The organism is Nocardiopsis sp. NPDC055879, assembly GCF_053615935.1.
Genome location: NZ_JBSHCT010000071.1, coordinates 1 through 2,712 on the forward strand (window position 1 = coordinate 1; position 2,712 = coordinate 2,712).

At 61.5% G+C, this 2,712-nt stretch carries 4 protein-coding genes; all 4 read left to right on the forward strand.

All coding sequences use genetic code 11. From position 1 onward, the window contains the following. Nucleotides 1-277: 277 nt before the first annotated feature. On the forward strand, nucleotides 278-1,123 hold the full coding sequence (locus ACWGKS_RS29740) for a helix-turn-helix domain-containing protein (RefSeq protein WP_452456173.1): 846 nt from the start codon (nucleotides 278-280) through the stop codon (nucleotides 1,121-1,123). Between the two features lie 6 nt (nucleotides 1,124-1,129). Further along, nucleotides 1,130-1,339 carry a DUF397 domain-containing protein gene (locus ACWGKS_RS29745; RefSeq protein ID WP_452456174.1) on the forward strand — a complete coding sequence of 70 codons (210 nt, stop codon included), beginning with the start codon at nucleotides 1,130-1,132 and terminating at the stop codon, nucleotides 1,337-1,339. 453 nt (nucleotides 1,340-1,792) lie between these two features. After that, on the forward strand, nucleotides 1,793-1,972 hold the full coding sequence (locus tag ACWGKS_RS29750; protein ID WP_452456175.1) for a DUF397 domain-containing protein: 180 nt from the start codon (nucleotides 1,793-1,795) through the stop codon (nucleotides 1,970-1,972). A 55-nt stretch (nucleotides 1,973-2,027) separates the two neighbouring features. Next, entirely contained in the window at nucleotides 2,028-2,213 is a 186-nt protein-coding gene (locus tag ACWGKS_RS29755) for a DUF397 domain-containing protein (protein WP_452456176.1), read from the forward strand. Nucleotides 2,214-2,712 lie beyond the last annotated feature (499 nt).

The window sequence follows — 2,712 nt, forward strand, 5'->3', positions numbered from 1 at the left end:
GTAGGCGGGCGTGGGGATTTCAGGGACAATGGTCAGGTGGGCAACTCCTGGTTGAAGGGTTGGTTGTCGGCTGGCCCTGGCGGGTGGTGATAGCACCCGCCAGGGCCTTCTTCATGTCCGACGTCGGACATGTTGCCCGCGAAGGGCGGCCAGCCCGTACTCGCTGTTCTGCACAATCCCCTGCGCCAGCGGGGAGAACTAGCCATAGTCAGAGTATGACTCTGCGTGACTTGCTTGGGAAGGCTAATTGGCAACTCTAATTATGTAGGATGACCTCATGCCGATAGCAAGCCCCACCGTCGCCCAATGGCAGTTGGGTCGCGAACTCCAACAGCTACGCGCACAGCACGCGCTGACGATCACCCAGGTTGCGAAGGTCCTTGAGGTGACTACCTCCACGGTGAGCCGGTGGGAGTCCGCCGAGCGTGTGCCCAGAGAGAAGGAGCTGCGACAGCTGGCGCGGCACTACGAACTCCCCGATCGGGAATCCGAAGCCCTGCTCCAGCTACGACGACAGGCCGGCAAGCGCGGCTGGTGGCAGTCCTACGACTTGGAACAGCGCTACGGAACCTTCATCGGCTTGGAGGCCAGCGCCTCTGAGATCGAGGCTTACACCAGCACAGTCGTCACCGGTCTGTTCCAAACTGAGGACTATGCACGCGCCATCATCACCGGTGTCAACAGCGCTATCAGCCCAGAAGACCTTGAACGACAGATCGAGGTCCGCTCACAACGAGTCAGTCAGAACCTCTCCGACAGCGGCCCCAAGCTGTGGGTGATTCTCGGCGAAAGCGCTGTGCGTCAGCAGGTCGGAGGCACTCAAGTGATGCGAGGACAGCTGACCCACCTGTTGGAACTGTCCGAGCACCCCAACGTCACACTTCAGGTGATACCTCACGAAGCAGGAGCACACGTCGGTATGGTTGTGCCGACCTTCATGATCCTCAAGTTGCCCCAGGACGGACTCTCGACCGTCTACGTAGAGGGGCATCGCAGTAATCTCTTCCTCGAAAACCCCCGCGACCTTCGGAACCATGAGGCGATCTTCAACCAACTCCGGCTCGCCGGCGTCGGGGGCAACATGCTCCGCAAGCTCCTCTCCGGCATCCGCAAGGAATTGTGACAATCCATGACGCGAAAACTCCAGGCCAATGCCCGCAGACCAGCCAACTGGAGGAAGTCGACCTACAGCGCTGATCAGACTGCCTGCGTGGAGGTGGCGGACGAAATTTCCGGTGCCGCCATCCGAGACACCAAGCACCGCGAACTCGGGGCGCTCTTCTTCCCCGGTGGCGAGTGGGAATCCTTCCTCAACCTCGCCAAGCGCGACCTCGGCTAGTGAAACAGTCCCAAGCGTCGCGGGTGGAGTCCAGTGGCTCCACCCGTGGCGGTCTCTGTGCCAGGTCTCTGCTCGGGATCGGTTCCGACGACCGGGGTAACCGGTGCGGTCCCTGGGCTCGCACCGTTGCTTCACCACCACGCACGCGTGCTCCTGAACAAAGCCTGATGGTCGGAAAGGCCGGAGAACCGACAGGCTCGATCAGGCGCCGATGACCTTGCACGTAGCGCCGGTCTCGGCATCAGCAAGTTCATCTTCGCTATGACTTCCGCACCAGAGGGTATGGCAGGGCCAACCGCTGACATCTTCATGGGGGACCCGCCGGACATCACAACATACCGACGGTCTTCGAACATCTATGTAAGGCATGAGATGAACCAGAGCATTCCTGCGGAGGGCTGGTACAAGTCCACCTATAGCGCCTCTCAGGGGGAGTGTGTGGAGGTGGCGCATGTGCCGACAGACTTCCGCAAGTCCTCCTACAGCGGGGCCAACGGCAACTGCGTTGAGGTGGCCGGTACCCCCGCTTTCTCCGCTGTTCGTGATACCCAGAACCGTGAGTTGGGTGCGCTGATCTACGACCAGGCCGAGTGGAACGCTTTCCTCCACACTGCCAAGAGTGACCTGCGCTGACCGAAGGTGATCCTCGCAAGTCGCGGGTGGAACCCTTAGTAGAAGGACTTCCCACATGAGCATGAGCCTGGAATTCCGCAAGTCCTCCTACAGTTCCGGAGCCCACAACTGTGTCGAGGTGGCGGACTGGCCAACCGGTACCGCTGTCCGCGATGCCCAGAACCGTGAGTTGGGTGGGCTGATCTACGACCAGGCCGAGTGGAACGCCTTCCTCCACACCGCCAAGAGCGACCTGCGCTGACCGAAGGCGAGCAGGAGTACGGACCGAGTGAGTCCGTTGTCCACAGGCTGTGGAAACTCGACGGCCTGCGGTGGCCCGCGCGTGGTTCTTTCGACTCTTGGGGGAGTCCGAGAACACGCACCGGTTTCCCAAAGGCAGCAGAAAGCTACCTATAGTGTCGTGTGTCACGTTTGTCTGTTTCGCGGGTTGGGTGTTGCACGCACGTAACGTCTTGATAACCCGGACGGCCGTGTTCAAGTGGCGCTAGGGAGGCTTTCGGGGGTGGAGGCGGGCCGCCGGCCTCCCCGGGGCGAAGCGGTGGAACCACAGGTGGAGCAAGGGTTCCAAGTCCCCCAAGGCCTCTTCGCCAGGCCCGCTTTCGCTCCCGCGGATCCCCGATTCGAGGTGGCGCGCGTGACTCGGTACGGGGATCGGTGAAACGACCAGTGTCCCTGGTCGAACCTGCCGGAACCGGGTCCCTCTGTGCAACGGTGTGACACGTGGCACACATGTACACGGA

Bases quoted from the DNA above. Each gene is read 5' to 3' on its own strand.
- ACWGKS_RS29740 (WP_452456173.1), top strand. From the start codon at position 278: ATGCCGATAGCAAGCCCCACCGTCGCCCAATGGCAGTTGGGTCGCGAA.
- ACWGKS_RS29745 (WP_452456174.1), top strand. From the start codon at position 1,130: ATGACGCGAAAACTCCAGGCCAATGCCCGCAGACCAGCCAACTGGAGG.
- ACWGKS_RS29755 (WP_452456176.1), top strand. From the start codon at position 2,028: ATGAGCATGAGCCTGGAATTCCGCAAGTCCTCCTACAGTTCCGGAGCC.